A 26,796-nucleotide genomic window follows, 5' to 3' on the forward strand; every position below is an offset into this window, starting at 1 on the left:
GGCTTCTCCCCGCGTCGCCGGCGCTTGCTGAGGGTCGCCGGCGGTGCCGCGCCGGCCTCGCTGCTGCTGGTCGGCCGCCCGGTGCACGCCACGACCTTCAGCTGCCTGTCGACCTCGGCCTGGGGCTCGGTGATGGTCAACCCGTCGGCCAGCGTCTCGGCGCGCGCGATCGCCAACGGCACCAAGATCCAGGCCTGGTCGCTGGACCAGTGGTGCCGCAATCTCGAGCAGGTCGGCATCGGCCGGCCCTGGGACAAGCTGTGCTCGGGCAACACCAGCTTCGGCTCCGGCTTCGACAGCTGGAAGCGCAAGGTCAAGGTCTCCGACTGCAACGTGCCCAAGCCCAGCGGTCTGGACAGCACCGGCCGCCTGCTCTACGACGTGCTGACCAAGACCAACGGCTGCGAGGGCATGGACGACTTCCCGCGCCACCTGATCGTCGCCTGCCTGAACCAGCGGCTGCTGCAGGGCAAGGGCATGGACATCGACCCGACGCGCTGCGTGCCGATCCTCGACGTCAACCAGATGGCCTCCGGCAGCTACACGCTGCCCTCGGGCAAGTACTGGGGCCGTGGCGAGATCCTCGACTACGTGAAGAAGAACAACGTCTCGCGCCCGATCTGATGGCGTGACCGCGGCGACCTGGTCCCTCACGCGCGAGGCGGCGATCCACGTCCGGTCCTGGGACGACTCGGCCTGCGCGATCGCCTTCGACGAACGCAGCGGCGACACCTTCACGCTCGGCGCGCTGGCGCTGGAGTTGATGGCGATGCTGCACGAGCACGGCGCGCAGTCCGAGCCGGCGCTGGCCGCAGCACTCGCCGCGGAGCTGGGCACCGAGCTGCCCGCCGACATGGCCGGCGCCATCGGCACCGAACTCGAACAGCTGCGGACACGGGGCCTCGTCGCGCGCCTGGACTCTTGAAGATCTCCGACCTCGATCGTGCGGCGCTGCGCGCGCGGCTCCGCGGCGCCGGCCTGCGGCTGGACCTGCACCCCTTCAGCGCCTGCGTGCGTTCCGAGCTGCCGGCGCTGGCCGACGCCGTGGCGCTGCTCTACGCCGACTTCCCGCTCGCCGCCGACGACGGCTTCGCCGACTTCCATCTCGAGATCCGCGCCGAGCCGCGCTGGCTGCCGTTCGGCCGCTGGCGCGCGCGTTTCCTCTACGACGGGCTGCCGGCCTTCGTCAGCCTGCCCCGGCGCCAGGCGCCGACGATGCTCGAATGGGGCCTCAACTGGTGCGTGGCCTCGCATGCCCACCAGTTCCTGGTCTGCCATGCCGCGGTGCTCGAGCGCGACGGCCGCGCGCTCGTGCTGCCGGCGCCGCCGGGCTCGGGCAAGAGCACGCTGACCGCGGTGCTGGCCCATCGCGGCTGGCGCCTGCTGTCCGACGAGCTCGCGCTGCTGGACCCGGCCACCGGCCTGGTGCACGGCATGGCGCGTGCCGTCAACCTGAAGAACGCCTCGATCGACCTGGTCACCGGTTTCGTGCCCGAGGCCGTGATGTCGCCGCCGGTGCCGGACACGCTGAAGGGCACGGTGGCGCTGATGCGCCCGCCGGCCGAGGCCGTGCGCCGCCGCGCCGAGCCGGCACGGCCGGCCTGGGTGGTGCTGCCGCGCTGGCAGGCCGGAGCCCGCGCCGGCTTCGAGCGGCTCGACCGCGCGCAGGCGGCGCTGCTGCTGGCCGAGCAGTCCTTCAACTACCACGTGCTCGGGCGGCGGGGTTTCGACACGCTGACCACGCTGGTCGGTGCCGTCGACTGTCTGAGCTTCCGCTACGGCACGCTCGACGAGCTCGAGCCGGCCTTCGAGGCGCTGGCCGCCGGCCGGCCACCGGGAGACGCGCATGGCGCCTAGCCTGCTCGTGCGTGTGCTGCGGGAGCCGGCATGCGCTGCCGCGCTGGCGCCGGCCGGCTGGGACCTGCTGGTGCGCCAGGCGCGCCGCGCCAACCTGATCGCCCGGCTGCACGACGCGCTGGCCGAGGCCGGCGTCCAGGCGCCGCCGCCGGCTCAGGCCCATCTGGCGGCCGCGCGCCAGATCGCCGACGCCCAGCGCCAGCGCATGCGCTGGGAGCTGGCCTGCATTGCCGAGGCCCTGGCCGGGGTCACGCCGCACTGCGTCGTGCTCAAGGGCGGCGCCTACCTGGCGCTGGACCTGCCGTTGGCGCGCTCGCGGCTGTACGGCGACCTCGACATCCTCGTGCCGCGTGCGGCGCTGGCCGACGTCGAGAGCGCGCTGCTGATCCACGGCTGGATCGTCGAAGGCCTGTCGGGCTACGACGAGCAGTACTACCGCCGCTGGATGCACGAGCTGCCGCCGATGCGCCACCGCAGCCGCGAGACGGCGCTCGACGTGCACCACACGCTGCTGCCGCTGACCTCGCGCACCGCGCTGGACACGCCGGCGCTGTTCGAGGACCTGCGCCCGCTGGCCGCCTGGCCCGGCCTGTCGACACTGGCGCCGGCCGACCTGCTGCTGCACAGCGCGACCCACCTGTTCCACGAAGGCGAGTTCGCCCACGGGCTGCGCGACCTGTTCGACCTGGATGCGCTGGTGCGCCACTTCGGCGGCGAGGCCGCCTACTGGGACCGCGTCGTCGAACGCGCCGGCCGGCTGGGGCTGCGGCGCTCGCTGCACTATGCGCTGCGCCACAGCGCGCGTGCGCTCGCCACGCCGGTGCCGCCGGAGGTCCAGCGTGAACTGCAGCGCGCGGCGCCGCCGTGGCCGCTGCCGGCGCTGCTCGACGCCTGTTACGCGCGGGCGCTGCAGCCGCAGCACCCGAGCTGCGAGACACGGGGGGCGCCGCCGGCGCGGCTGGCGCTGTACCTGCGTTCGCACTGGCTGCGCATGCCGCTGCCGCTGCTCGCCCGCCACCTCGCGCGCAAGGCCTGGCGCCGGTTCAGCGGCGCCGAGCGCCGCGAGCAGGAGGCGGCGCAGCGCCAGCAGGCCTGACCCGGCAGGCCCGACGGCGCGGCCCGGTCTTCAGCTCGCCTTCTTCAGCAGCTCGGCGACCTCGGCCTGGCCGTCGAAGCCCGGGCCGAGCTTGGCCAGCTTGTCGAGCTCGGCGCGCGCGCCGGTCTTGTCGCCCGACTGCAGCATCAGCTTGGCCAGCGTCAGCCGCAGCGACGGCGAGTCGGGCGACCGCTGCACGGTCTCCTTCTGCAACTGCAGCGCGCGCGGCAGCTGGCCTTCGGCGGCCGCGGCCAGCGCCAGCGTGTCGCGCAGCGCCGGCTGGCCCGGGGCCAGCGTGTTCGCCTTCTCGGCCAGCGCCAGCGCGCCGGGCTTGTGCTGCTGCAGCATCAGCCAGGCGACGTTGTTCAGCGCCATCGGGTTGGACGGCTGGCGCTGCAGCACGTCGCGGTAACGCGCCTCGGCGGCGGCCCAGTCCTTCGTGGCCAGCGCCAGGTCACCGAGGTGGAAGCGGAACGCGATGTCGTCCGGGTGCTGCTTCTGCCAGCTGGCGGCGAATCGCTCGGCCTCGTCGCCTTGCCCGGCGGCGCGCAGCGTCGCGTGCAGCCGGATCGCCGACTCGGCGCCCGGCGCCTTCTGCACGGCGCTGCGGATCAGCGCGAGCGCCGCCTCGGGCTTGCGCCGCGCGGTCTCGACGTCGGCCTCGGCGAGATAGCCGATGGCCTCGCCGGGGCGCTGCTTCTGGATCTCGCGCGCCAGCGCCACGGCCTCGGCATAACGCCCGCTGCCGGCGTACAGGCCGAGCAGCGCGCGCTGGGCGGGCAGCAGGCGCGGCGCGAGTTCCAGCGCGGCCTTGAGGCTGCGTTCAGCGCCGGCCTCGTCCTTCAGGCCCAGATAGGCGTCGGCCTGGCCGAGCAGCCCGGCCGGCGAGCGCGGCTGCAGCTGGGCGAGCTTCTGGAAGCTCGTCAGCGCCTGCTGGTAGTCGCGGTTGGCCAGCTCGCTGCGGGCCAGCGCGGCGAGCAGCTCGCGGCTGGACGGCAGCGCCGCCACGGCCTCGCGGGCCGCCGACAGCGCCCCGCGGGTGTCGCGCCGGGCGAGGCGGTCGTCGATCAGCCGCAGCCGCGGCAGCGCCTCGTTGGGCGCGGCCTTCACCGCGGCCGCGTACTGGGTGCTGGCGGCGTCGGCGCCGCCGCCAGTGCGCTCGTGCCACTCGGCCAGCGCCAGCATCGCGCGCCAGTTCTTCGGGTCGCGCGCCAGCTCGTCGTCGAAACGCTTGCGGGCCGCGTCGGCCTTGCCCTCGGCCAGGTCGAGCGCGGCCAGGCTGGCGACGGCCGGGAAGTAGGAGGCGTCGCGTTCGAGCGCGCGCCCGAACGCGGCACGTGCGCCGGCGCGGTCGTTGCCGAGCAGCAGCACGCGGCCGCGCATCAGCTCGGGCGTCGGGTCCTGGGGCCGCTTGGCGTCCAGGCCGTCGATGGCCTTCAGCGCCTTGGCGCGGTCGCCCTGGCGCAGGTACGAGGCGATCAGCGCCATGTCGGCGCCGACCCCCGACTCGTGCGCCGCCAGCGTCTCCAGCTCACCCAGGCCGGCGCTGGTGTCGCCGCGCCCGATCTTGCCGAGCGCGACCGCGGTGCGCGCGCGCGGGTTCTGCGGCGCGACCTTGGCCGCCTGCGCGAACACCGCCTCGGCCTGGCGCGCCTCGCCGATCTGCAGGTACGCCTGGCCGGCCAGCAGCAGCGTCTCGGCGCGTGCCTTGCCGCTGTCGAGCTCGGGCTGCAACAGCGCCAGCGTCTTGTCGGCCTGGCCGGTGCGCAAATAGGTCTCGGCGAGCAGGCGGGTGGCCAGCGGCATGCCGGGCTGCAGCTTCACGGCCTGGGCCAGCAGGGTCTCGGCCTGGGGCAGGGCGCGCAGCTGGTATTCGGCGGCGCCGGCCAGTTGCAGCACGAGGGGGTTGTTCGGTGCGGCCTGCACCAGCGGCTGCGTCAGCCGCCGCACGCCTTCGAAGTCGCTGCGCAGGTAGGCGGTCTGGGCCTGCAGCAGGCGCGTGCCGGCCAGGTCGGGCAGGTTCTTGGCGAGCTGCTGGACATGGGCCTCGGCGCCGGCCACGTCGCCGGCGGCGACGAGCAGCGCGACGAGCGACTGGTGCGCCGTCATCTGCCGCGGGTCGGCCTCGACGGCCTTGCGGTAGGCCGCCAGCGCGGCGTCGCGGTCCTGGCGTCCGTACTGCTCGAGCTGGCCCTTCAGCAGCCAGGCCTCGGCGTTGCGGGCGTCGGCGCCGGTCAGCTCGTCGGTCAGGCGCAGGGCGCCGTCGAGGTCGGCCCGGGCGGCCAGTTGCCGCGCCTTCAGCAGCTTGGCCGGCGCGTAGCCCGGCTGGGCCTGCAGCGCGGCCTCGACCGCCTGTTCGGCCTTGGGCGTCTGGTCGAGCCGCAGATAGGCCATCGCCAGCGTCGTCGACAGGTCGGCGTCGGCCTCGGGCTGGCCCAGGCGCGTCGCGCCCCAGGTCTGCACGACGCGGCGCTCGTCGCCGGCGGCCAGCGTGGCGCGTGCCAGCGCCGGCACGACCCGCGCCTCGGGCAGCTTGAGCATCTCGGCCTTGCGCAGCTCGACGACGGCGCCGGCGGCGTCGCCCATGGCCAGCAGCGTCGTGCCCAGCAGCAGCCGGGCCTCGGCGAGGTCGGGGTTCTTCTGCAGTGCCGACTTCAGCGAGATGGTCGCCGACTTGCTGTCGTTCTGCGCCAGCGACTGCTTCGCGGTGGCGAGCAGCTCTTCTTCGGACGGGCCGCCGCAGGCGGCGAGCAGCGCCGCGACGGTGATCGCGACGGCGGTCAGGGAGTGTTTCATCACAGGGTCTTGAGGAGGCGGGTCACTTCGTCTTGGCCGCGGAAGGACGGGCCGAGCTTGGCGAGCGATTCGAGTTCGGCCCGGGCCGCCGCCTTGTCGCCGTTGGCCATCAGCAGGCGGGCCAGGCCGAGGCGGTAGTTCGGCACCTCGGGGGCCTTGGCGACGGCTTCACGCTGCGTCTGCACGGCGCGCGGCAGCTGCTTGTCGGCGGCCAGCGCGCCGGCCAGCGTGTCCAGCACCGAGGCGTTGCCCGGGGCCAGCTGCAGCGCCCGTTCGGCGACGGCCACCGCGCCGGGCTTGCCCTGGCGGACCATCAGCCAGGCGACGTTGTTGTGCGCCACGGCGTCGTTGGGCCGCAGCGTGATGACCTTGCGAAAGCGCGCCTCGGCCTGGGCGAACTGCCCCTGGTCGAGCGCCGCGCCGCCCAGGTGGTTCTGGAAGTCGGCGTCCTTCGGATGCTCGGTCTCCCAGGCGGCGGCAAAACGTTCGGCCTCGGCCTGGCGCCCGGCCAGGCTCAGCAGCGCGTGCTGCCGTACCGCCACCGCGGTGGCGGGCTGGCGCTGGAGCGCGACGCGCGTCGCCGCCAGCGCCGCCGGCCATTGCTTCTGCGCCGACAGCACCTCGGATTCGAGCAGCGGGCCGGCGGCCTCGCGCGGGCGCTGCCGGCCGACCTCGCGTGCGACCTGCAGCGCCTCGTCGTAGTGCTGGCTCGCCAGCGCGACCTGCACCAGGCGCTGCTGCGCCGGCAGGTGCTCGGGTGCGGCCTTCAGGGCCCGGCGCAGCGCCTGCATCGCGGCGTCCGGGTTCTTCATCGCCACGTAGGTGTCGGCCATGCGCATCTGCGGCCCCGGCAGCTCGGGCTGGGCTGCGGCGACCTTGCCGAAGGTGGCCAGGGCTTGTTGCGTGTCGCCCACCGCGAGCTGCGCCACGCCCAGCGCGTCGAGCAGGCGCACGTCGTCGGGCACCGCGGCGACGGCCTCGTTGGCAGCGGTCAGCGCCGCCTTGTGATCGCCCAGGCCGAGGAAGTGCTCGACCAGCACCAGCCGCGGCGCGGCCTCGCCGGGGTTGGCCTTGACGGCGGCGGCGAGCAGGCCGCCGACCTCGGCGGCACCGGCGCCGGTGCGCTGCTTCAGGTCGGCGATCGCCAGCAGTGCGCGGTAGTCGCGCGGGTCCTGCTCCCGCAGCGCCTCGAAGCGCTTGATCGCCTCCTGCGGCTTGTTCTCGGCGAAGTCGATGGCCGCCAGCCCGGCCACGGCCGGGAAGTAGGCCGGGTCCAGCTCGGCCGCCCGGGTGTAGGCCGCGCGGGCGCCGGGCGCGTCGCCGCGCTGGCCCAGGATGCGGCCGCGCAGCAGGTGCGGCAGCGGCTGGCCCTGCATCTTCTTCTCGAGCCGGCCGGTCGCCGCCAGCGCGGCGTCGACCTGGCCGACGCGCAGCCGGGCGCTGATCAGCGCCAGGTCGGCGTAGTTGCCGGGGTCCTGCGTGGCGATGTGCTCGAGCTGCGCGAAGCCGTCGTCGGTCTGGCCCTTGGCGATCTGCGTCAGCGCCAGCGCGGTCGAGACCTTCGGGTCGCGTGGGTCGATCGCCGCCGCGCGCTTGAAGTAGCGCTCCGCGGTCGCCATGTCGCCGCTCTGCAGGTAGGCCTCGGCCGCTGCCGCCAGCGACGGGGCGTCCGGCCGCGGCCCCTCCAGCACCGGCTTGATCGCCTGCAGCGCCTTGGCCGGCTGGCCGGCGCGCAGATGGGTCTGGGCCAGCAGCCGGCGCGCCGTGCCCAGCCGCGGCTCCTGCTGGATCGCGCGGTTGAGGAAGGACTCCGCGAGCAGCAGCCGGCCTTCGCGGAACTCGATCGCGCCGGCCAGCTGCAGCAGGCGCACGCTGGTCGGCGCCAGCTTCAGCAACTGCTGCACGCCGTCGCGCGCGCGCTTGACGTCGCCGTCGAGCAGCGCGACCTGGGCGTCGTAGTAGCGCGTGTCGGGATGCTGCGGCAGCACCTTCTTCATCGCCGCGACCATCGCGCGCAGGCCCTCGACGTCGCTGCGCTCCAGCAGCAGCGGCACCAGCGCGGCGTAGGCCGGCAGGTGGCGCGGCTCGGCCTCCAGCGCCGAGCGGAAGGCGGCCATCGCGCCGTCGTTGTCGCCGAGGCTCCAGCGCAGCACGTTGCCCTTGAGCAGCCAGGCGTTGGCGTTGCCCGGCGCGTCCGCCAGGATGCCGTCGACGCGCTCCAGCGTCTGCCGCGGCGACTCGGTGCGCGTCAGCAGGCGCGCCTCCTGCAGCCGGGCGGTGATGTTCTTCGGGTCCAGCCGGAGCGCCTGGTCGACGGCCGCCTGGCTGCGGTCGGAGTCGCCGAGCGCGGCGTGGGCCAGCGCCACCTGGGCCCGCAGTTCGGCGCCGGCGACACGGTCGCCGAGCTCGAAGCGGCCGTACAGGTCGGCGACCTGCTTGGCCTCGCCGCGTGCGACCATCGCCTTGGCCAGCAGCGGCAGCACCGCGTTGTCGTCCCAGCGCAGGTCGTGCGCCTTGCCGAGCTCGATCTGCGCGGCGGCCATGTCGCCGCTCTCGAACAGCGTGCGCCCGAGCAGGAAGCGGGCCTCGGCCGACTGCGGGTTGCCCTGCAGCGCGGACTTCAGCTCGATGATCGCCGCCGGGCGGTCGTTGTTCTGCAGGTGCCCCTTGGCCGACGCGATCAGCTCCGTGTCGGACTTGGCGCCGCAGCCGACGAGGCCGGCGAGGGCGACGGAGATCGCCGCGGCGATGCCCAGGCGCTGAAGTGTCGAACTCACGTGGTCTCCCTTCGTCGGCCGGGCGCTCATTTGATCGCCAGGCGGTGCATCAGGTCGTAGAGCGTCGGCCGGCTGATGCCCAGCAGCTCGGAGGCCTTGACGATGTTGTTGTTGGTGCGCGCCAGCGCGGCGATCACCGTCTGGCGCTCGGCAGCCTCGCGCGCGGCGCGCAGGTCGAACTCGGTGCCGGCCGCCGCGGCGCCCTCGCGCTCGGGGACCTTCAGGCCCATGTCCTGGGCGGTGACGCGCGTGCCGTCGGCCATGATCGAGGCCCGCTTGACGACGTTGATCAGCTCGCGCACGTTGCCCGGCCAGGCGTGGGCCTCGATGGCCTGCAGCGCGTCCTCGCTGAAGACCAGCGAGCCGCGACGCGGCTCCTGCGCGAAGCGGCGCAGGAAGGCGTGCGCCAGCAGCACCGCGTCGCCCTGGCGCGAGCGCAGCGGCGGGATCTTCACCTCGATCTCGGCGAGGCGGTAGTACAGGTCCTCGCGGAAGCGGCCTTCGGCGATCAGCGCCTGCAGGTCCTGGTGTGTCGCGCCGACGACGCGCACGTCGACCGGGATCTCCTGACGCGCACCCAGGCGCTCGATCTTGCGCTCCTGCAGGAAACGCAGCAGCTTGGCCTGCAGCGCCGCCGGCAGGTCGCCGATCTCGTCGAGCATCAGCGTGCCGCCGTTCGCCGTCTCGATCTTGCCCGGCGTCGTCTTCGCGGCGCCGGTGAACGCACCCTTCTCGTAGCCGAAGAGCTCGCTCTCGAGCAGGTTCTCGGGGATCGCCGCGCAGTTGATGGCGACGAAGCGCCCGCTGCGTCGCGAGGCCTGGTGCAGGCCCTGCGCGAGCACCTCCTTGCCGGTGCCGCTCTCGCCGAGCAGCAGCACCGTCGCGTCGCTGGAGGCCACACGCTCGACCATGCGCGAGATGCGCAGCATCTCCGGGTCGCGTGTCATCAGCCCGGACAGCGCGTCGGGCTGCTGCAGCGCCTGCAGCCGGCGGTTCTCGGCCTGCAGCTCGGCCAGGCGCATCGCGCGTTCGATCGTCAGCCCCAGCACCTCGGGGTCGAAGGGCTTGGCCAGGAAGTCGTAGGCGCCCAGGGCCACGGCGCGCAGCGCGTTGGCCTGGTCGTTCTGGCCGGTCAGCACGATGACCTTGACGTGCGGGTCCAGGTCCAGCAGCTGCTCGAGCAGCCTGAAGCCCTCGGAGACCGAGTCGGGGTCGGGCGGCAGGCCGAGGTCCATCGTGACGACGGTGGGCTGCACGCGGCGGTACTGCAGGATCGCGGCTTCGCGGTCGGCGGCGGTGGCGCAGTCGTAGCGGTCGAGCGACCACTTGATCTGCTTCTGCAGCGCGAGATCGTCCTCGACGATCAGCACGCGACCGGCGGTGTCGGGGTTCAGGCTCATGCGGACATCCGGAGGTCTGAGGAGGCGTGGGTCTCGAACAGCGGCATCAGCAGCGTGATCACGGTGCCTTCGCCGACGCGGCTGGCGACGTCGACGCTGCCGCCGAGCTCGCGCAGGTACTGGAAGCTCTCGTAGGAGCCGATGCCCATGCCGCTGGTCTTGGTGCTGCTGAACGGGCGGAAGAGCTTGTTGCGCACGAAGTCCTCGCTCATGCCGATGCCGGTGTCGCCGACCTCGACCTTGACCTGGCCGCCGTGGCGCGCGCAGCGCACCCAGACGCGGCCTTCGGGCGGCGTCGCGTCCAGCGCGTTCTGCACCAGGTGGCCGAGCACACGCTCGAGGCGGTCCTCGTGGCCGCGCGTGGCCAGGCCCGGCGTGCAGTCGGTCTCGACGCGGCGGCCGGCGCTGCGCGCGCCCGAGGCGATGCGCTCGACGACGGCCGCCAGCTCGACACCGCGCGCGCCGCCCGGCGGCGTCGCGCCTTCGCGCAGCTGCAGCATCAGGCGGCGCATCTTCTCGAGCGAGCTTTCCACCGTCATCAGCATGTCCTGCTGGAACTCCGGGTTGGCGTGCAGTCGCTGGGCATTCTTCATCATCAGCGACAGCTGGGTGACGATGTTCTTCAGGTCGTGCACGACGAAGGCCGACATGCGGTTGAAGGCCTCGAACTTGCGCGCCTCCAGCAGCGCCTCGGTGGCCTGCATCTGCGCCAGGATGCCGGCGGCCTGGCGCGCGGCGGTCTTCAGCAGGTCGCGCACCTCCCAGTTCAGCTCCAGCCGCGTGCGCGGCCGGCCCAGCGTGACGAAGCCCAGCAGCTCGCCGGCCACCGGCAGCGGCACCACCAGCCAGGTGTCGCCGCCGTCGCGCAGCCAGGCCGGCAGCGCCAGGCTGCCGTAGCGGCGTGGCGCGTCGCGGAACTCGTCGAGGTCGATCACCCAGCCGGGTTCGCCGAGAAAGGCGGCCAGCGGCGCGTCGGCGGCCTCGGCGGCGTCGACCTCGGCGGTGTTCCAGCGTGCCGCCTGGCGGTAGGCGCCGTCGGCGCCGCCGCGCAGCCACAGGCTGCCCGAGGGCGACTCGACCATGTTCGCCAGGCCGCGCACGACCAGGCCGCCGATCTCCTGCGGCGAGCCGCGCGACGACAGCATCGCGGTGAAGCGCAGCCACTCCTCGCGGTAGTCGTAGCGGTAGCTGAAGAAGTGCTTGCCGACGAAGACGCGAAGCCGCGCGCGGGCCGTGCCCGACAGCACCATCATCGCCAGCATCAGCACGCCGGCCGCGCCGAGCACGATCTGCAGCCCGCGGCCCCAGTCGCCGCCGAAGTCGCGCACCCAGTAGCCGACGCCGGCCATGACGAGCAGGTAGCCCCCCACCAGGATCAGCGTCGCCGAGTAGAAGGCCGCCGAACGCGAGACCTGCAGCCGGCGGATCCAGTCGCGGCGGCGGTGCGCGGCCACCAGCAGCCCGGGCATCGACAGCGCGACGACCAGCCCGCGCACGCCCAGCGCGTCGGCGTCCGGGCGGCCGAACAGCAGGCCCTCGGCGTAGACGTAGAGGTCGAAGGCGAACAGCAGCGCCAGCCCCAGGCACACCGGCTTGGCGTTCCAGCGCGAGTCGTCTGGCAGGTTGCGGAACAGCTGTTCCACCAGCACCAGGCCGACGACGGCGATCAGCAGCCAGCCGCCGAACATCAGCCGGGCGAGCGCGGCGGGCTCGCGCGCCAGGCCGACGCCGACCAGGCCGCACAGCGTCACCACCACCGCGACGGCGGCCGCCGTGCGCAGCGGGCGCAGCACGGGGTCGGCCTCGTCGCCGCGGCCGGGGGCCAGCAGCGCGAGCATGAAACGCAGCCACAGCCCCAGGCGCAGCAGGTCCAGCAGCGCGGCCGTGTAGGCCGCCGTCAGGCTGGCCGCGCCGGCCTGCCACAGCGAGGCCAGCGCCCAGGCGACGGTGGCGCCGAGCGCAGCCAGGAACAGCGTGGCGTTGGCGTCGCGGTCGCGGCGCCATTCGGGCGCACGCAGCAGCATCGCGACGAAGCCGGCATGCGCCAGCGCCGCGAGGGCGAAACCGAGCAGGGCGAGATCGGCCTCGGGGCGTTCCATGGTTCAGGCGTTGGCCGGCGCGTCCGCTCCGTGGAAGGGAGCGGAAGATTCTAGGTGGCCGGCCGGCGGCTCAGCGCGCCCCCTTGCCCGTCAGCACCACGCCGACCGTCTCGAACAGCACGACGAGGTCGAGGAACAGCGAGTGGTTCTTCACGTAGTAGAGGTCGTACTGCAGCTTCTGCTGCGAGTCCTCGACCGTGGAGCCGTACTGGTAGCGCACCTGGGCCCAGCCGGTGACCCCCGGCTTGACGCTGTGGCGCACCGCGAAGAACGGGATCTCGCGCGTCAGCTGCTCGACGAAGAACGGGCGTTCGGGGCGCGGGCCGACCAGGCTCATCTCGCCCTTGAGCACGTTGAACAGCTGCGGCAGCTCGTCGATGCGCAGCAGCCGGATGACGTGGCCGACACGCGTGACGCGGTCGTCCTGCGCCGTGGCCCAGCGCGGCTTGCCGTCCTTCTCGGCGTCGGTGCGCATGCTGCGGAACTTGGTCACCATGAAGCTCGCGCCGCCCAGGCCGACGCGCTCCTGGCTGTAGAACACCGGGCCGCGGCTGTCGATCTTGATCGCCAGCGCGGTGAGCAGCATCACCGGCGCCGACAGCACGATCAGCAGCGTGCTGAACAGGATGTCGAAGACACGCTTGATCGCGGTGCGCACGGCGCCCTGGTTGAAGCCCTCGCCGAAGATCAGCCAGCCGGCGTTGACGAAGTCGACGCGGATCTGGCCGAGCCGCTTCTCGAAGTGCGTGGACAGGTCGTAGACCTTGACGCCGATGAGCTTGCAGTCGAGCAGCTGGCGCAGCGGCATGCTGCCGGAGCGGCGCTCGGTCAGCGCGACGACGATCTCGTCGACGCCCAGCTGTTCGGCCAGCGCCGGCAGCGCGAGGTCCGAATGCGGGATCTGGCCCTCGGGCACCGCCGTCTCGCGCTCGTTCGGGCCGGGCAGGAAGCCGACGATCTCGACACACGGGTCCGAGGCGAGCAGCGTCTGGCCGACGATCTGCGCCGCCGGGCCGGCGCCGAAGACCATCACCCGCACCCGGTCGCGGTCGCGTGCGCCCCAGTGGGTCACGTAGACGCGCCGCGCGACGACGGCGGCCACGCCGGCCATCGCCGCGATCTGGACGACGTGGCGCTCCGGCGCGGCGGCCGGCAGCAGGCCGAAGCCGAGATAGGCCAGCGGCAGCACGATGACGAGCATCGCCACGGCGCGGGCGCAGCTCTGCACCGGCGTCAGGTTGGGGCCGCGCTGGTAGATGCCGGTGGCTGCGCTGATGACCACCATGCCGGCGGCCAGCGACAGCACGTGCGGGCCGGCGACCGTCAGCAGGTCGGGTGCGTGGCCGAAGGGCACGAAGAACACCGCGACGAGCATCAGCACCAGCAGGGCGCAGTCCGAGGAGATCTGCAGCAGCGTCTGGCGGTGCACGTAGTGGTTGAAGATGCGGATCATGGTCGCTACCGGGTGAGCTTCCGTGGCGATGGCCGCTGGGACCAGCAGGCGGTGGAGAGCCTGGAGGTGATCGTCCCCGGCCGTTTGATGCTTGTTGCAAGCAGGCGTGACCTGCTTTCAGGCACTGTAGGGAAGGCCCCCGGGCAGCGGCACCCCCGGCTCACGGGATCGGGGCGCTTAGCGCGCTGAAGCCGCAAAGAATGCGACTTGCGTCATGAAAACGCGAGGCTGTGGCACGTCGGCATGGCGCCAGTTGCCGCTTCAGTGGCTGGGGACGCCCGGCGCCGCGGCGCCGGGCGTCCGGTCTGGCTCGCCGGGCCCGGGCCCGTGGCCGCGGGTCCGGGGACGACGGCACCCCCACGATCGTGGTCGCCGTCACCTCGTGTATCCGGGCGTGTCGGTGCGACGCACCAAAAGAAACGGGGGGCCGAAGCCCCCCGATGCGTGCCGGCGGCAGGTCTCAGCCGCGGCGACGGCGCGAGGCCGCGAAGCCGGCGGTGCCGAGAGCCAGGCCGACCAGGGCCAGCGTGCCCGGTTCCGGAACGTCGCCGGTGACCGCCGAGTTGAAGTCGGTCTGGGCGATGAAGTCAGGGCCGAGCGGACGGCCGTTGTCGTCGTTGCCGCCGTTCACGGCGCCGACCACCGGGGTGTAACCGCCCGAGCCACCGTTGGCGGCGTAGGTGCCGTTCACGTGCACGTTGTCGCAGGTCGACACGTGACCGGTGCTTCCGACCGCCGCGCCGTTCTGCGTCGTGTTGAAGCAGTCCGACGGGTTGACCGAGGTGTACGGCAGGCCGATCGAGATGTTCGCGAAATTGATCGTGAACCCGGTCAGCGTCGTCAGGAAGAAGGTCGGGTCAAGCGTGATGCCGGTGGTGCCCGCGCGCAGCGCGCCCTGCGAACCCACGCCCGTCACCGTTTGCTGCGTCCCGTACTGGTTGCCGTCGAAGCCATCCAGCAGGGCAATGCCCGAAGTTGTGTCGATGGTGAATTGGCCGAGCGCGTTGACCGTCACGCCCGTCAGCTTGCCGATCAGGCGGCCGTCGTTGAAGCCGTTGCCGGTCAGGTCCGTGGCGTTGGTGCCGCTCGGCGCGCTGTAGTAGATCTCCAGCCAGCCTGCGCCGGTGGTGCGGAACGTCGCCGAATCAGTGCCAACGCCCGTGACCCGCTCGGTGTACCCGGCGACCAGCGTGATCTCGCCGAAGCCCGGGGGCAGCGTGCCCGAGCTGCCGCCGTTGGCCAGCGTGTAGCCGGTCAGCTTGGCGTGCGTGTAGACCTGGAACTCCGTCGACCCGCCGTTCTGGGTGGCGAAGTTGACGATGGCGTTGTTCGCGCCCTGGGCCAGGAAGCTGGTCTGCGACCAGTCCAGCGCCGTGACTTCGACCGGGGCCAGGCCACCGGCGCCGTCCAGGTCGAGAACGAGGCCGGCGTGGGCGGGGCCGGCGAGGGCGAAGGCACTACCGATCAGTGCACCCAGGATGCTCTTGCGCATTCGGACTCCTCTCAGGATTCGTTGCTGTACTGGGCACGTGCCCGCTGAGCCAACAAAGCAACGGCTGTGCCACTTTCTCCAAGTGGCTGTCATGAAAGGGAAAAGTGGCATTTCATGGCCTCTGTCCGGTGACCTGTGTAAGGCTTTCCGACAGGGCTGGAGGCGGCCTGCCGGGGTCGGAGGCCGGGCTCAGCCGCCCGTCGCCAGCAGCCGCCCGGCCACCCGCAGCGCGTTGGCCGCGATCGTCAGGCTCGGGTTGGTGCCGCCGCTGGACGGGAAGAAGGAACTGTCGACGACGTAGACGTTGTCGAGCTCGTGGACCCGGTTGTCGCGGTCGAGCACGCTGTGCCGCGGGTCGTCGCCGAAGCGGCAGGTGCCGCAGACGTGGGCGATGCGCTGGTTGTTCGCCACCTGGTCCAGGCGGCGCCAGCGCCGGCCCTGCAGCGTGCGTCGCAGGTGCGCGCGCAGCGTTCCCATGCGCTCGTGGGCCTCGGGGCGCAGCCGGTACTCCAGCAGCACGCGCTGCGGCCCGTCCGGGTGGCAGGCGACGCGGTTGTCGGCGTAGGGCAGGTCCTCGGCGATCGTCGCCAGCGTCATCCAGCCTTCGCTGAGGTCGCGCAGCAGCGGCAGCATCAGCGGCCGCGCCAGTTCCAGCAGCCCGGCGGCGGCGGCCCAGGGCGTGGCGCGCAGGTCCGAGGCCAGCGAGCCCAGCAGCATCGGCGCCGGGGGCAGGCGGCCGAAGGACTGCAGCGTGCCGAGCTTGGCGCCGCCGTCGACGTAGAAGTCGTTGCAGGCCAGCTCCTTGCGCCGGTTGTCGAAGGGCTCGTCCGCCGCCCGCGGGCGCACCAGGTAGACGTCGATCAGGTGGCGCATCAGGCAGCGCCCGAGCAGCCCCGACCCGTTGCCCAGCCCGGCGCCGCCGGCCGAGCGCAGCAGGATCAGCGGCGACTGCAGCGCCCCGGCGGCCAGGATCACGCGCCGGCCGCGCAGCGTCAGCGGGCGGCCGCGCCAGGTGCAGCGCAGGCCGCCGGCGCGGCGCCCGTCGGCCAGCAGCTCCAGCACCCGGCAGCCGGCGAGCAGCGTCGCGCCGTGATCGCGCACGGCCGGCACGAGGCAGGCGCTCTCGGCGTCACGCTTGCAGCCGTGGCGGCAGAGAAAGCTCTGGCAGGACCCGCAGCCCGGCCGGTACTCGCAGGCGCTGGGCAGGCGGTACGGATGCAGGCCGCGCGCGCGCAGGAAGTCGGCGAACTCGCTGCCGGCCGCCGACAGCGGCGGCGGCGCCGGCAGCCGCGGCGCGTGCGCGGCCAGCGGGTCGGCGTCGCCGCGCACCCCGTACAGCGTCTCGGCCTGCTCGTAGAACGGCAGCAGCTCGGCGTGCGACACCGGCCAGCGTTCGACGACCGCGGCGTCGACGGCGCCGGCGGCGAAGCGGCCGGGCTCGAAATCCTCCGGCGTGAAGCGCTCCATCGCCATGCCGTACAGCGCGCTCGAGCCGCCCGGCCCGTGGCCGATGAACGGCGTGAACTCGCGCTCGCGGCGGGCGCTGCGGTCGACGATGCGGTCGGCGCAGCGCCCGCCGCGTGCCGCCAGCGCGGCGTCGCCCGGCCCGAGCGCGCGGCCGTCGCGGCCGGCGGCGAGCTCCGGGTACTCGCCCAGCAGCGCGTTGTCGCCGCGGTCGCCGAGCTCGCAGAACAGCACCTGCTGGCCGGCGCGTGCCAGCGCGTGGCCGATCGTCGCGCCGCCGATGCCGGTGCCGACGACGATCGTGTCCCACAGCCGGTCCAGCCCCTCGGGCGCGGTGTCGGTCGTCATGGCCGGTCCTCGCGGGCAGCGCCCGTCACCTCGTCGACATAACGCACGAAGCGCTCGCGTGCCTCGCCGGCCCCCAGGCGCGCCAGCGCCTCGCGGCCCGGGCCGCCGGACAGCAGCGCGGCCGCGGCGCGCCGCACCGCGGCGGCCGACAGCCGGTCGGCGCGCAGCGCGATGCCGGCGCCGGCGGCCTCCAGGCCGCGCATGTTGAGCATCTGGTCCATGTTGCTGCAGATCCCGAGCACCGGCGTGCCGGCGGCCAGCGCCTGCTGCGAGGTCGGGCTGCCGCCGTTGCAGACCACGAGCGCGGCGCGTGCCGCGGCGGCCTCGCCCGGCAGGTAGTCGGCGACGCGCAGGCCGGCGCGCGGCCGCGGCGCCGGTGCGCCGGCGGTCGCCAGCATCGTGCGCGCGCCGAGTGCGTCGAGCGCGTCGAGCACGGTCTCGATCGCCGCGGCGTCGCCCGAGCTGCCCATCGTGACGTAGACCGGCGGGCCGTCGCCGGCGGGCTCGTCCCACCACGGCGGCGGCGGCACCGGCGGCGACCACAGGACCGGCCCGAGGTGGCGGTGGTTCGCCGGCGCGCCGTGCAGCGGGAACAGTGCCGGCGAGTCGGCGTAGAGCGTGTCGTCGGCGTCGGTGTAGACGCGGCGCAGGTCCGCCGGCAGCGGCGCCAGGCCGCGCGCGGCGCGCACCGCGTTCAGCGGCCGGCAATGCGGCGCCAGCAGCGGGCCCTGCAGCAGGTCGAAGCCCGCCTGGGCCAGCGCCAGCGGCGCCCGGCGTGTCCAGCCCAGCACCGGCAGCGGCAGCCGGCGGTCGGCCGCGTACGGGCTCCAGTAGGCGTTGCAGATCGCGGCGTAGCGCACGCCCGCCAGCCGGGCGCTGACCGACAGCGACAGCCGGAAGTCGCCGACGACGAGGTCGGGACGGCAGCGCTCGAACAGCGCCAGGTCGGCGTCGACGGCGGCCTCGAGCTCGGCCTGGCGCATCAGCGGCTCGCCGCGCCGCAGCCGGGCGGCGAACAGCGCCGGGTCGATGCCCGCCAGCGGCTCCCAGCGCCCGGCGTCGGCGCCCAGGAAGCGCCGCGCGTGTTCGGGGCAGGCGAGGCGGCCGTCCACGCGCTGCGGGTCCAGCGCCGCCATCAGCGCCGCCGGCCGCGCCAGGTGGGCCAGCGTCGCCGCCTCGGCGACGAAGAGCACGCGCGGGCGAGGGGCCGGGGCGGGCGTGCTCACGTCGTGGCCCGGCCGCGGGCTCAGAAGTAGACGGTGCCGATCAGCGACGCCGAGCGCTTGACGGTCGTGATGCCGAACTCGGTCCAGTCGTCGCCGTGGTTGTCCTGCAACTGCAGCGCCATATCCCAGCGCGGCATGCGGTAGCGCAGCTCGGCCCAGGCCATGCGGCTGCGGTCGCTGCGGTTGAGCTTGAGCAGCCCGGTCAGCTCGAGGTTCTTGATGAACAGGTCGCGCTGCACGGCGTAGACCAGCCAGGCCTGGCGCGCGGCGTTGTCCTGCAGCGCGGTGGCCGCGCCGTAGTAGGCGGCGGCCGCGGCCGGGCTGGCGGCCAGCGCCTTCCAGCCGTCGCGGTCGAGCGCGGCGCCGTTGTACTGGAACTCGCCGGTCAGCGAGAGCTTGCCGGCGGTGGTGTAGGTCAGGCCCAGCGCGGTGCGGTGGTGGCTGCGCCGCCCGCCGTCCAGCCCCAGCGCCTGGTCGAGCAGTTCGCGGTCGCGGCTCCACGACCACTCGGCGTGGCCGACGAGGGCCTGCGACAGCAGCGCGGTGGTGCTCGCACCCAGCCGCGTCGACTCGCCGTCGGCGCGGTGCACCAGCCAGCGTGCGTTCCAGCTCTCGCTGAAGCGCGTGCCGAGCACGATCTGGCCGCGGTCGCGGTGGTTGGTGGCGCCCCAGTCGGCGCTGAAGCGGTGGTCGCTGGCCTCGTCCTCCAGCTTCGGCGAGAAGGCGGCCTCGAGCGCGACGTCCTGCCACAGATGCTGGCCACGCAGCATCACGCTGCCCAGGCGGTTCTCGCGCAGCGTGAACGGGTTGACGGTGGTGATCGTGCGCAGCGCCTGGTCGCGGAAGAAGTCGCTCGGGTTGTAGCCGTAACCCGGGCCTTCGCGCAGGTTGATGCGGCCGAACTCCAGCGCGCTGCGGGCGCCGTCGGCCTGCCAGCCGACGTAGGCCTCGCGCAGGCTCAGCACCGGGTTGGACACGCGCTCGTCGGACGGGCGCGTGGCGTCCAGGCGCAGCGACAGCACCGACTGCAGCGCCGGGCTCCAGCGCCGGCCGTCGCGCCAGTCCAGCGTGGCGCGGCCGATCGAGCGCGAGCCCAGGCCGTAGCGCTGGTCGGCGCGGCCGGCGGCGGCCTCGACGAAGAGCTTGCTGGCGCTGCCGGCGTCGGCGGCGGCCGGGGCCTCGGGTTCGGCCTCGAGGGCCAGCGCGTCGAGGTCGTCGGCGAATGCCGGGCCGGCGAGACAGGCGCCGGCGGCGAGCGCCAGCGGGGCGAGCAGACGGGGCAGGGTGGCGGCGGACAAGATCACTCCGGTTGGAAGCGGGGCAGGAACTCGCGCTGGAACCAGCTCTCGGGCAGGTTCTTCTCGGTGTACTGGGTCAGCCGCATCAGTGTCACCGAGGCGGCGTTCAGCCCGTCGATGATGACCAGCTCGGTCGGGCGATCGACCCCCAGTTCGCGGGCATAGCGGCGGTAGTAGACGGTCTTCAGCAGCCGGCCGGAGTCGGCGAAGAAGCGGCCCTTGATCGGCTGGTCGTTGCCGGCGTCGACCCAGAACTCGATGCGCGCGTAGGTCGCGTCGGGCACCGCCGCGCTCAGCTCCAGCAGCCGGGCGCGGCGCGGCTTGCGGTCGCCGTCCTGCACGTCCTCCTCGGCTTTCAGCACGGCCTTGTAGTCGCGCGCCAGGTTGACGGTGACGACGTCGCCGTTGGACGCCTGGCCGAGCAGCCGCTGCTGCGGCGACAGGCGCACGCTGGCCTTGGTCGACGGGTCGTAGAACCAGAGGTCCTGGCCGTTCTTCAGCATCAGCTTGCCGGCGTCGCGCGCCGGCGCCGTGAAGCGCACCAGGCTCGCGAACTGCCCGTCCTGGGCCAGCGTGCGCGAGTAGGTGACCATCGTGCTCGAGTCCACGCGCTTGCCGTCCTGGAACTCGGTCAGCGCGACGTTGACGGCGAACGGCCGCCCGGGGTTGCGCACCGCGTCGCTGGCGGCCAGCAGGCGTTGGGCGTCGGGGGCCGCCTGCACGCCGCTGCAGGCGGCGAGGGCGGCGGCGGTGGCGAGCCAGGTTCTGCGGTTCATCGTTTGTCCTCGGGTGTCAGGCATGGCGCAGCGCGTCGACGATGACCAGCCGCGACGCGCGCCGCGCCGGCCACCAGGCCGACCCGGCGGCGATCAGGATCAGGCCGGCCGTCGTGCCGACGATGGTCGTGGTCTCGCCCCACACGCGCAGCAGCAGCGGCAGCGCCTCGCCGCTGCCCGGCGGCACCCAGGTCAGGCCGAGCTGGTTGATCAGCGCCGACGAGGCCAGCGCGAACGCCGCGCCCGCCAGCGTGCCGGCGACGCCGAGGATCATGCCCTCGAGCACGAACATGCGCTGCACGCCGCGCTGCTTGAGGCCCAGCGCGCGGATCGTGCCGATCTCCACCGTGCGCTCCATCACCGCGGTGCTCATCGTGTTGCCGACGGTGAACAGCACGATCGAGCCGATGAGCACGAAGATGAAGCCGAAGATCGTGTCGAACATCTGCACCGTCTGCACGAAGAACGGGTTGAGCTCGCGGAAGTCCAGCACCGCCAGCGGCTGCTTCGGCGCGGTCTCGGCCAGCAGCGCCTGCAGCCGCGTGCGCGCGGCCTCGATCTGCCCGCTGTGCTGCAACTGCACCGTGATCGCGGTCGCCTTCGGCGCCTCGCGGCCGTAGACCAGGCGCTGGGCCTGCGGCAGCTGCAGCAGCAGGTAGACCTCGTCGAGCTCCTTGAAGCCCTGCAGCTCGGCACGCACGACCTGCAGCGACACGACGTTGGGCGCGCCGCCGGGGCTGGTGGCCAGCACCTCGATGCGCGGCGCCCCGCCGGCGGTCTTCGCCGGCCCGGCCGCCGGCGCCTCGCCTGCGGCGAGCGCGGCGATGTCGTCGGGCAGCGCCTCCTGCTCGGCCTGCTCGGCGACCTCGGGCCGCGGGCAGTCGGCGACGGCCAGCGCCTCGCACAGCATCAGCACCCGCGCGACACCCTGGCCGACGAGCGCGCCGTCGGCCGGAGCGCCGGCCAGCGCGAACGGCGGCGCCTCCAGCCGCAGGTCGAACTCGTTCCAGTCGCGCATGCGCTTCTGGTCGGCGGCGATCACGCCGGTGCCGAGCACGGTGCGCGAGACGCCGGCCGAGAAGTTGCTGGCGATGCCGCCGAACTGCAGCGTCGGCGTGACGACGGTGACCATCGGGCCGAGCTCGGGGTCGGCGCGGATCGTGTCGACGATGCGCTGGTAGTCGGCGATCGAGTAGCGGGTCGGGTTGCCGCTGCCGTAGAGGAACAGGTCGCGGTGCTGGATCTGCAGATGGCCGCCACCGCGCACGTAGGCGGTGTGCATCGTGTACTCGATGTTCTTGCGGTAGCCGCCGAACAGCAGGATCGCCGCCGCGCCGATGGCCAGCGCGATGAAGGTCGCCAGCGAACGGCGCCGGTTGCGCAGCAGGTTGCGCACCGCCAGCAGCAGGTCGATCACCGTGCGTCCTCCCCGGGCTGGGCGCTGTCGGCGGCGCCGTCGAGGTCCGCGGCGGGCTCCTCGCCCGGCGGCGCGCTGCGCCGCCGGATGGCGCGGATCTCGCCGTCCTTCAGGTAGATCGTGTCGTCGGCGGCGCCGATCACCGCCCGGTCGTGCGACGAGAACAGGAACGAGATGCCGTAGCGGCGCTGCATGCTGCGCATCAGCTGCAGGATCTCGGCGCCGGTGCGGCTGTCCAGGTTGGCCGTCGGCTCGTCGGCGATGACCAGCCGCGGCTTGAGCGCCAGTGCGCGCGCGATCGCCACGCGCTGGCGCTGGCCGCCCGAGAGCTGGCCGGGGCGGTTGTTCGCCCGGTCGCTCAGCCCCACCGCCTTCAGCAGCCGGCGCACGCGCTCGGCGCGCCGGGCCGCCGGCAGCTGGGCCAGCAGCATCGGGTACTCGATGTTCTCCCAGGCGCTCAGCACCGGCAGCAGGTTGTAGTTCTGGAAGATGAAGCCGATGTGCCGGGAGCGGAATTCGGCCAGTTCGTCGTCGTTCATCGGCCCGACGTCCTGGCCGGCGACGACGACCTGGCCGCTGTCGGGCCGGTCGATGCAGCCGATCAGGTTCAGCAGCGTCGTCTTGCCGCTGCCCGACGGGCCCAGCACGACGGTGAACTGCGCCGGGCGCACCAGCAGGTCGACATTCTTCAGCACCGGCACGTCGACGTCGTCCAGGCGGTAGCCCTTGACGACGCCGCTGAGCACGGCCACGGGCTGGTCGGCGGGGGTGGGGCTCATCGTGCGGAGTCCGGTCGGTTGACGAACAGCTGCGCCAGGTCCCGCCGCAGCGAGCGCGACCGCGCCGGCACGCCCAGGCCGACCCGGCCGACGAAGACGCCGCGCGCCAGCGCGTCGGCGCCGGCGATGCGCTCGAAGCCGGCGGCGACCTCGGCCGCCGCCTCGGCGGCGCCCGGCGTCGCCGAGAACGGCCGGCCTTCGCGCGCATAGCGGGCGAAGATCAGCGGCGTCATCTCCGGCTGCAGCTGCAGCCCCAGCGCGGTGGCGGTGAGCCAGAAGCGCTGCATCGCGCGGCCGCCGGCGACGTTGGCCTGCACCGACAGCGGCGGCTCGGGCGCGAGGATCACGAAGTGCGCCGCGCAGCCCAGCGCCGGCAGCAGGTCCATCTCGATGCGCGGCATCCAGGTGCCGGCCAGGAAGCGGTTGGCGAACTGCACGCGCTTCCAGTCGGCGAGCGCGAAACGCATCGCCGGCAGCACCAGCGGGTTGGCGCCCAGCGCCTGGTCGGGCACGCGGTCGCGGCTGTAGCGCGCGCCCCACTCGATGATGTCGCGGTGCACGCGCCAGGCCTCGGGCGTCGTCAGCCGCAGCCGCGCCGAGCGGAACAGCAGCCCGGCCATCGCGCGGCGGGCGCCGCCCTCGATCCAGCGCACGGCGTGGCCGGCGCCGACGCTGGCCTCCAGCGCCTGGCGCTGCGCGGCGTCCAGCGGCGTACGCCGGAAGGGCTTGCGCTGCACGCTGCGCTGCTCGATGACGGCGGCCAGCGGGTCGGGCGCGACGCCGGCGTCGGCCACCAGCTGCAGCCGGTAGGTCGGGCGTTCGTCGGGCCCGGGCTGGCGGCTCGCGTCCAGGCGCCAGCCGTGCGCCGACGCGGCGATGGCCGCGGTCTCGATCAGCGCGCCGATGGCGACCTGGCTGGGCCGCCCGTCGAGGTCGTAGACGCAGTGCTCGCGGGTGTCGTGGCCGTGCAGCAGCGCCGCGTCGTCGCCCAGGCGCTCGAAGCGCCAGGGCTGGGTGTTGTCGCCGCTGGGGGCCCAGCGCGCGGCGTCGAGCACGAGCTCGATCGGGGCACGGTCGGCGGCGGTCGTCACGGCGGTGTCGTGGGGCATGTCGGGGCGCGCCTGCGGCGGGAATGCGGGTACATTCTGCGCGGACTCGGAAATTGCCGATGCTGCCAGTGCCTGCGGGCCGCGGCACAGCGATCAACACCGCGCGATGACCGCAATTCAGCCCCCCGTGTTCGACTACGACGCCGCGATCTCGCGCAACATCGGCTGGCTCACGCCGGCCGAGCAGCAGCGGCTGCGCGGTGCGCGCGTGGCCATCGCCGGGCTCGGCGGCGTCGGCGGCGCGCACCTGCTGACGCTGGCGCGGCTGGGGCTCGGGCGGTTTCGCATCGCCGACTTCGACTGCTTCGAGGTCCACAACTTCAACCGCCAGGCCGGCGCCTTCATGTCGACGGTCGGGCAGCCGAAGTGCGAGGTCATGGCGCGCATGGCGCGCGACATCAACCCCGAGGCCGAGGTCGTCGGCTTCGAGCGCGGCGTCGACGAGGACAACCTCGACGCCTTCCTCGACGGCGTCGACGTCTACGTCGACGCGATCGACTTCTTCGCCGTCGAGGCCCGGCGCATGCTGTTCGCGGCCTGCCATGCGCGCGGCATCCCGGCGGTGACCGCCGCGCCGCTGGGCATGGGCGTGTCGCTGCTGTACTTCTCGCCGCGCGGCATGAGCTTCGAGGACTACTTCCGGCTCGACGGCTGCGACCGCCAGGAGCAGTTCGCGCGTTTCATCGCCGGGCTGTCGCCGGCGATGCTGCAGCGCGGCTACCTGGTGCACCCGGAGGCGGTGAACTTCGCCGCCCAGCGCGGGCCGTCGACGATCATGGCCTGCGAGCTGTGCGCCGGCGTCACCGGCACCGCGGTGCTCAAGCTGCGGTGCGGCCGCGGCGAGCTGAAGCCCGCGCCCTGGGCGATGCAGTTCGACGCCTACCGCCAGAAGCTGTCCTTCACCTGGCGCCCGGGCGGCAACGCCAACCCGCTGCAGCGCCTGCTGCTGCGCTTCATCCGGCCGATGCTGCGCCTGGGCTGAGCCCGCCCGGAGGGCTCCGGCCGGCCTTCGTGGAACGTGGAATCTTCCCGCCCGGAACCTTGGTTCGGGGGGGCGGCGGCGGGATTTGGCGTCTGCCGCTTATGACATGATTCCCGGCGTGATCCGGCCTCTTGCCGCACGGAATTCCCCGGGAGATCTCGCGTGAAGCTCATGTCTGCAACGGCGGCCTCGGTCGGCCGCGTGTTCGGTGTCCTGGTCGCCGTGGCGAGCCTGGCGGCGTGCTCGTCGTTCAGGAGCCACCCGCCGGCGCCCGCCCAGGCGGCCGCCCAGGACTACACCTACATCATCGGCGCCGGCGACTCGGTGAACATCAGCGTCTGGCGCAATCCCGAGCTGTCGATGTCGGTGCCGGTGCGCCCGGACGGCAAGGTCTCGGCGCCGCTGGTCGACGAGGTCATGGCCCAGGGCAAGACCTCGGTGCAGCTGGCGCGCGAGCTCGAGCAGGTGCTGGGCAAGTACGTGCGTGACCCGATCGTGACGGTCATGGTCAACGGCTTCATCGGCCCCTACAGCGAGCAGATCCGCGTCGTCGGCGAAGCCGCCAAGCCGCAGTTCCTGCCGTTCAAGTCGAAGATGACGGTGCTCGACGTCATGATCGCCGCCGGCGGCCTGACCGACTTCGCGGCCGGCAACCGCGCGACGATCCTGCGCACCTCCGAGGGCAACAAGCAGTACTCGGTGCGCCTGGACGACCTGATCAAGGACGGCGACGTCTCGGCCAACGTCGAGATGCGTCCCGGCGACATCCTGATCATCCCGCAGAGCTTCTTCTGACGGCGGTCTCGCCGTCCGTCGTCCCGGCCGCCTCCCCCATGCAAGATCTCGTTCGTCAAGCGCTGGCCATCCTGCGCGGTATGTGGAACTACCGCTGGCAGGGGCTGATCACGGCGTGGGTCGTCGGCCTCGTCGCCGCGGTCGTCAGCTTCCGCGTGCCCGACCAGTACGAGGCCTCGGCGCGCATCTACGTCGACACCCAGTCGATCCTCAAGCCGCTGATGTCGGGCCTGACCGTGCAGCCCAACGTCGAGCAGCAGATCTCGATGCTGAGCCGGACGCTGATCAGCCGGCCCAACATCGAGAAGCTGATCCGCATGGCCGACCTCGACCTGTCCGAGGGCTCGGCCGTGGAGCAGGAGGAGCTGATCCAGCGCCTGACCAAGGACATCCAGATCCGCAACACCGGCCGCGACAACCTCTATTCGCTGGTCTACCGCGACCGCGAGAGCGAACGCGCGAAGAAGGTCATCCAGTCGCTGGTCTCGATCTTCGTCGAGTCCAGCCTGGGCGCCAGCCGCAAGGACACCGATTCGGCCAAGACCTTCCTCAACGAGCAGATCAAGCAGTACGAGCAGAAGCTCGAGGAGGCCGAGGCCCGGCTCAAGGAGTTCCGCCTGCGCAACATCGACCGCGCCTCGCCCGACGGCAAGGACGCGGCGTCCAACGTGGCGGCCATCGCCGCCCAGCTGCAGCAGGCCCAGCTCGAGCTGCGCGAGGCCGAGAGCGCGCGCGCCGCGGCCAAGGGCCAGCTCGACGCCGAACGCGGCCGCGGCGGCGACATCGCCACGCAGAGCCTGCTGCAGGAGTCGCGCCTGTCGGTGTCGACGCCGGAGATCGACGCGCGCCTGGACGCCCAGCGCCGCAACCTCGACGGCCTGCTGCAGCGCTACACCGAGCAGCACCCCGACGTCGTCACGACGCGCAAGCTGATCAAGGACCTCGAGGCGCAGAAGACCAAGGAAGTCGCCGAGCTGCGCAAGGCCCAGCTGGCGCTGCCGTCGGCCGCCGTCGGCCCCAACGCCAGCCTGGCGATGCAGGAGCTCGGGCGCGCGCTGGCCGCCGCCGAGGTCCAGGTGGCGGCGCTGCAGGCGCGCGTGTCGGAGTACTCCGCCCGCCTGGCCGCGGCGCGCGCGGCGCTGAAGACCGCGCCGCAGATCGAGGTCGAGGCCGCCCAGCTCAACCGCGACTACGACGTCTACAAGAAGAACTACCAGGATCTGGTCGCGCGCCGGCAGTCGGCCATCATGTCCGGCGAGCTCGAGGTCGCGTCCGGCGTCGCCGACTTCCGCCTCATCGACCCGCCGCGCGTCGCGCCCGGGCCGGTGGCGCCGAACCGCCTGCTGCTGCTGCTCGGCGCGCTCGGCGTCGCGCTGGCCTCGGGCCTGGGCATCGCCTTCGCCGGCAGCCAGCTGCGCCCGGTCTACAACGACGCCACCGAGCTGCGCAGCAAGACCGGCCTGCCGCTGCTGGGGGTCGTGTCGCTGGTGCTGAGCGACGAGCAGCGCCGCCGCGAGCGGGTGTCCACGCTGCGCTTCGTCGGCGCCTCCGGCGGCCTCGTCGGCCTGTACGTCATTGGCATCGTCGCCGTGACCCTGATGGCCCAGCGCGCCGCCGCCGTGTGAGATCCGT

20 protein-coding genes are annotated in these 26,796 nt (G+C 73.2%); 7 read left to right on the forward strand and 13 right to left on the reverse strand.

Annotated features, from left to right (window positions below; genetic code table 11):
* The first annotated feature begins 24 nt into the window (after window positions 1–24).
* From LOC65_RS05885 to LOC65_RS05900, 4 genes are read left to right on the forward strand one after another with little or no spacing between them, the layout of a single operon-like run.
* Window positions 25–624 carry a hypothetical protein gene (locus tag LOC65_RS05885; protein WP_230246902.1) on the forward strand — a complete coding sequence of 200 codons (600 nt, stop codon included), beginning with the start codon at window positions 25–27 and terminating at the stop codon, window positions 622–624.
* A gap of 4 nt (window positions 625–628) precedes the next feature.
* Window positions 629–925: an HPr-rel-A system PqqD family peptide chaperone gene (locus LOC65_RS05890; RefSeq protein ID WP_230246903.1), complete on the forward strand. Its 297-nt coding sequence runs from the start codon at window positions 629–631 to the stop codon at window positions 923–925.
* Window positions 922–1,857: an HprK-related kinase A gene (locus LOC65_RS05895; RefSeq protein ID WP_230246904.1), complete on the forward strand. Its 936-nt coding sequence runs from the start codon at window positions 922–924 to the stop codon at window positions 1,855–1,857. The genes LOC65_RS05890 and LOC65_RS05895 overlap by 4 nt, the downstream gene beginning before the upstream one ends.
* On the forward strand, window positions 1,847–2,953 hold the full coding sequence (locus tag LOC65_RS05900; RefSeq protein ID WP_230246905.1) for a nucleotidyltransferase family protein: 1,107 nt from the start codon (window positions 1,847–1,849) through the stop codon (window positions 2,951–2,953). Before LOC65_RS05895 ends, LOC65_RS05900 begins: the two co-directional genes overlap by 11 nt.
* A gap of 30 nt (window positions 2,954–2,983) precedes the next feature.
* On the opposite strand, the gene prsT (LOC65_RS05905) is transcribed toward LOC65_RS05900, so the two are convergent.
* From prsT (LOC65_RS05905) to LOC65_RS05965, 13 genes are all read right to left on the reverse strand, one after another.
* A complete protein-coding gene (prsT, locus tag LOC65_RS05905; protein WP_230246906.1) occupies window positions 2,984–5,749 on the reverse strand; it encodes an XrtA/PEP-CTERM system TPR-repeat protein PrsT in 2,766 nt (921 codons plus the stop codon).
* Entirely contained in the window at window positions 5,749–8,526 is a 2,778-nt protein-coding gene (gene prsT, locus LOC65_RS05910; protein WP_230246907.1) for an XrtA/PEP-CTERM system TPR-repeat protein PrsT, read from the reverse strand. Before prsT (LOC65_RS05910) ends, prsT (LOC65_RS05905) begins: the two co-directional genes overlap by 1 nt.
* A 26-nt stretch (window positions 8,527–8,552) precedes the next feature.
* A complete protein-coding gene (gene prsR / locus LOC65_RS05915) occupies window positions 8,553–9,926 on the reverse strand; it encodes a PEP-CTERM-box response regulator transcription factor (protein ID WP_230246908.1) in 1,374 nt (457 codons plus the stop codon).
* Window positions 9,923–12,025: an XrtA/PEP-CTERM system histidine kinase PrsK gene (prsK, locus tag LOC65_RS05920; RefSeq protein ID WP_230246909.1), complete on the reverse strand. Its 2,103-nt coding sequence runs from the start codon at window positions 12,023–12,025 to the stop codon at window positions 9,923–9,925. The genes prsR and prsK overlap by 4 nt, the downstream gene beginning before the upstream one ends.
* Window positions 12,026–12,095: 70 nt before the next feature.
* The gene (locus tag LOC65_RS05925; protein ID WP_230246910.1) at window positions 12,096–13,478 is read right to left on the reverse strand and encodes a TIGR03013 family XrtA/PEP-CTERM system glycosyltransferase; all 1,383 of its coding nucleotides are present in this window, start codon (window positions 13,476–13,478) and stop codon (window positions 12,096–12,098) included.
* Window positions 13,479–13,938: 460 nt separating this feature from the next.
* Window positions 13,939–14,970, reverse strand: a complete 1,032-nt coding sequence (locus tag LOC65_RS05930) for a PEP-CTERM sorting domain-containing protein (protein WP_009857351.1) — start codon at window positions 14,968–14,970, stop codon at window positions 13,939–13,941.
* Window positions 14,971–15,159: 189 nt separating this feature from the next.
* Window positions 15,160–16,782: a GMC oxidoreductase gene (locus LOC65_RS05935; RefSeq protein WP_230246911.1), complete on the reverse strand. Its 1,623-nt coding sequence runs from the start codon at window positions 16,780–16,782 to the stop codon at window positions 15,160–15,162.
* Entirely contained in the window at window positions 16,779–18,008 is a 1,230-nt protein-coding gene (locus LOC65_RS05940; protein ID WP_230246912.1) for a glycosyltransferase, read from the reverse strand. Before LOC65_RS05940 ends, LOC65_RS05935 begins: the two co-directional genes overlap by 4 nt.
* Window positions 18,009–18,028: 20 nt before the next feature.
* Window positions 18,029–19,306 (reverse strand): hypothetical protein, encoded by a 1,278-nt coding sequence (locus LOC65_RS05945; RefSeq protein WP_230246913.1) that lies wholly within the window; start codon window positions 19,304–19,306, stop codon window positions 18,029–18,031.
* A gap of 2 nt (window positions 19,307–19,308) precedes the next feature.
* Complete coding sequence (locus tag LOC65_RS05950) at window positions 19,309–20,082, reverse strand: outer membrane lipoprotein-sorting protein (protein ID WP_009856306.1); 774 nt, start codon at window positions 20,080–20,082, stop codon at window positions 19,309–19,311.
* A 16-nt stretch (window positions 20,083–20,098) separates the two neighbouring features.
* Window positions 20,099–21,499, reverse strand: coding sequence for an ABC transporter permease (locus LOC65_RS05955; RefSeq protein ID WP_164962607.1), 1,401 nt, complete (start codon window positions 21,497–21,499; stop codon window positions 20,099–20,101).
* Window positions 21,496–22,278 carry an ABC transporter ATP-binding protein gene (locus LOC65_RS05960; protein ID WP_009856304.1) on the reverse strand — a complete coding sequence of 261 codons (783 nt, stop codon included), beginning with the start codon at window positions 22,276–22,278 and terminating at the stop codon, window positions 21,496–21,498. The genes LOC65_RS05955 and LOC65_RS05960 overlap by 4 nt, the downstream gene beginning before the upstream one ends.
* The gene (locus LOC65_RS05965) at window positions 22,275–23,387 is read right to left on the reverse strand and encodes a nitroreductase family protein (protein WP_164962608.1); all 1,113 of its coding nucleotides are present in this window, start codon (window positions 23,385–23,387) and stop codon (window positions 22,275–22,277) included. Before LOC65_RS05965 ends, LOC65_RS05960 begins: the two co-directional genes overlap by 4 nt.
* 127 nt (window positions 23,388–23,514) lie before the next feature.
* Here LOC65_RS05965 and LOC65_RS05970 point away from each other — a divergent pair, with 127 nt between their 5' ends.
* From LOC65_RS05970 to LOC65_RS05980, 3 genes are all read left to right on the forward strand, one after another.
* On the forward strand, window positions 23,515–24,369 hold the full coding sequence (locus LOC65_RS05970; protein ID WP_230246914.1) for a ThiF family adenylyltransferase: 855 nt from the start codon (window positions 23,515–23,517) through the stop codon (window positions 24,367–24,369).
* Window positions 24,370–24,540: 171 nt separating this feature from the next.
* A complete protein-coding gene (locus LOC65_RS05975; RefSeq protein ID WP_230246999.1) occupies window positions 24,541–25,164 on the forward strand; it encodes an XrtA/PEP-CTERM system exopolysaccharide export protein in 624 nt (207 codons plus the stop codon).
* A 38-nt stretch (window positions 25,165–25,202) separates the two neighbouring features.
* A complete protein-coding gene (locus tag LOC65_RS05980; RefSeq protein WP_230246915.1) occupies window positions 25,203–26,789 on the forward strand; it encodes an XrtA system polysaccharide chain length determinant in 1,587 nt (528 codons plus the stop codon).
* Window positions 26,790–26,796: the final 7 nt, after the last annotated feature.

It is taken from the genome of Rubrivivax sp. JA1055, assembly GCF_020966565.1.
In the GTDB taxonomy this organism is placed as follows: domain Bacteria; phylum Pseudomonadota; class Gammaproteobacteria; order Burkholderiales; family Burkholderiaceae_C; genus Rubrivivax; species Rubrivivax benzoatilyticus.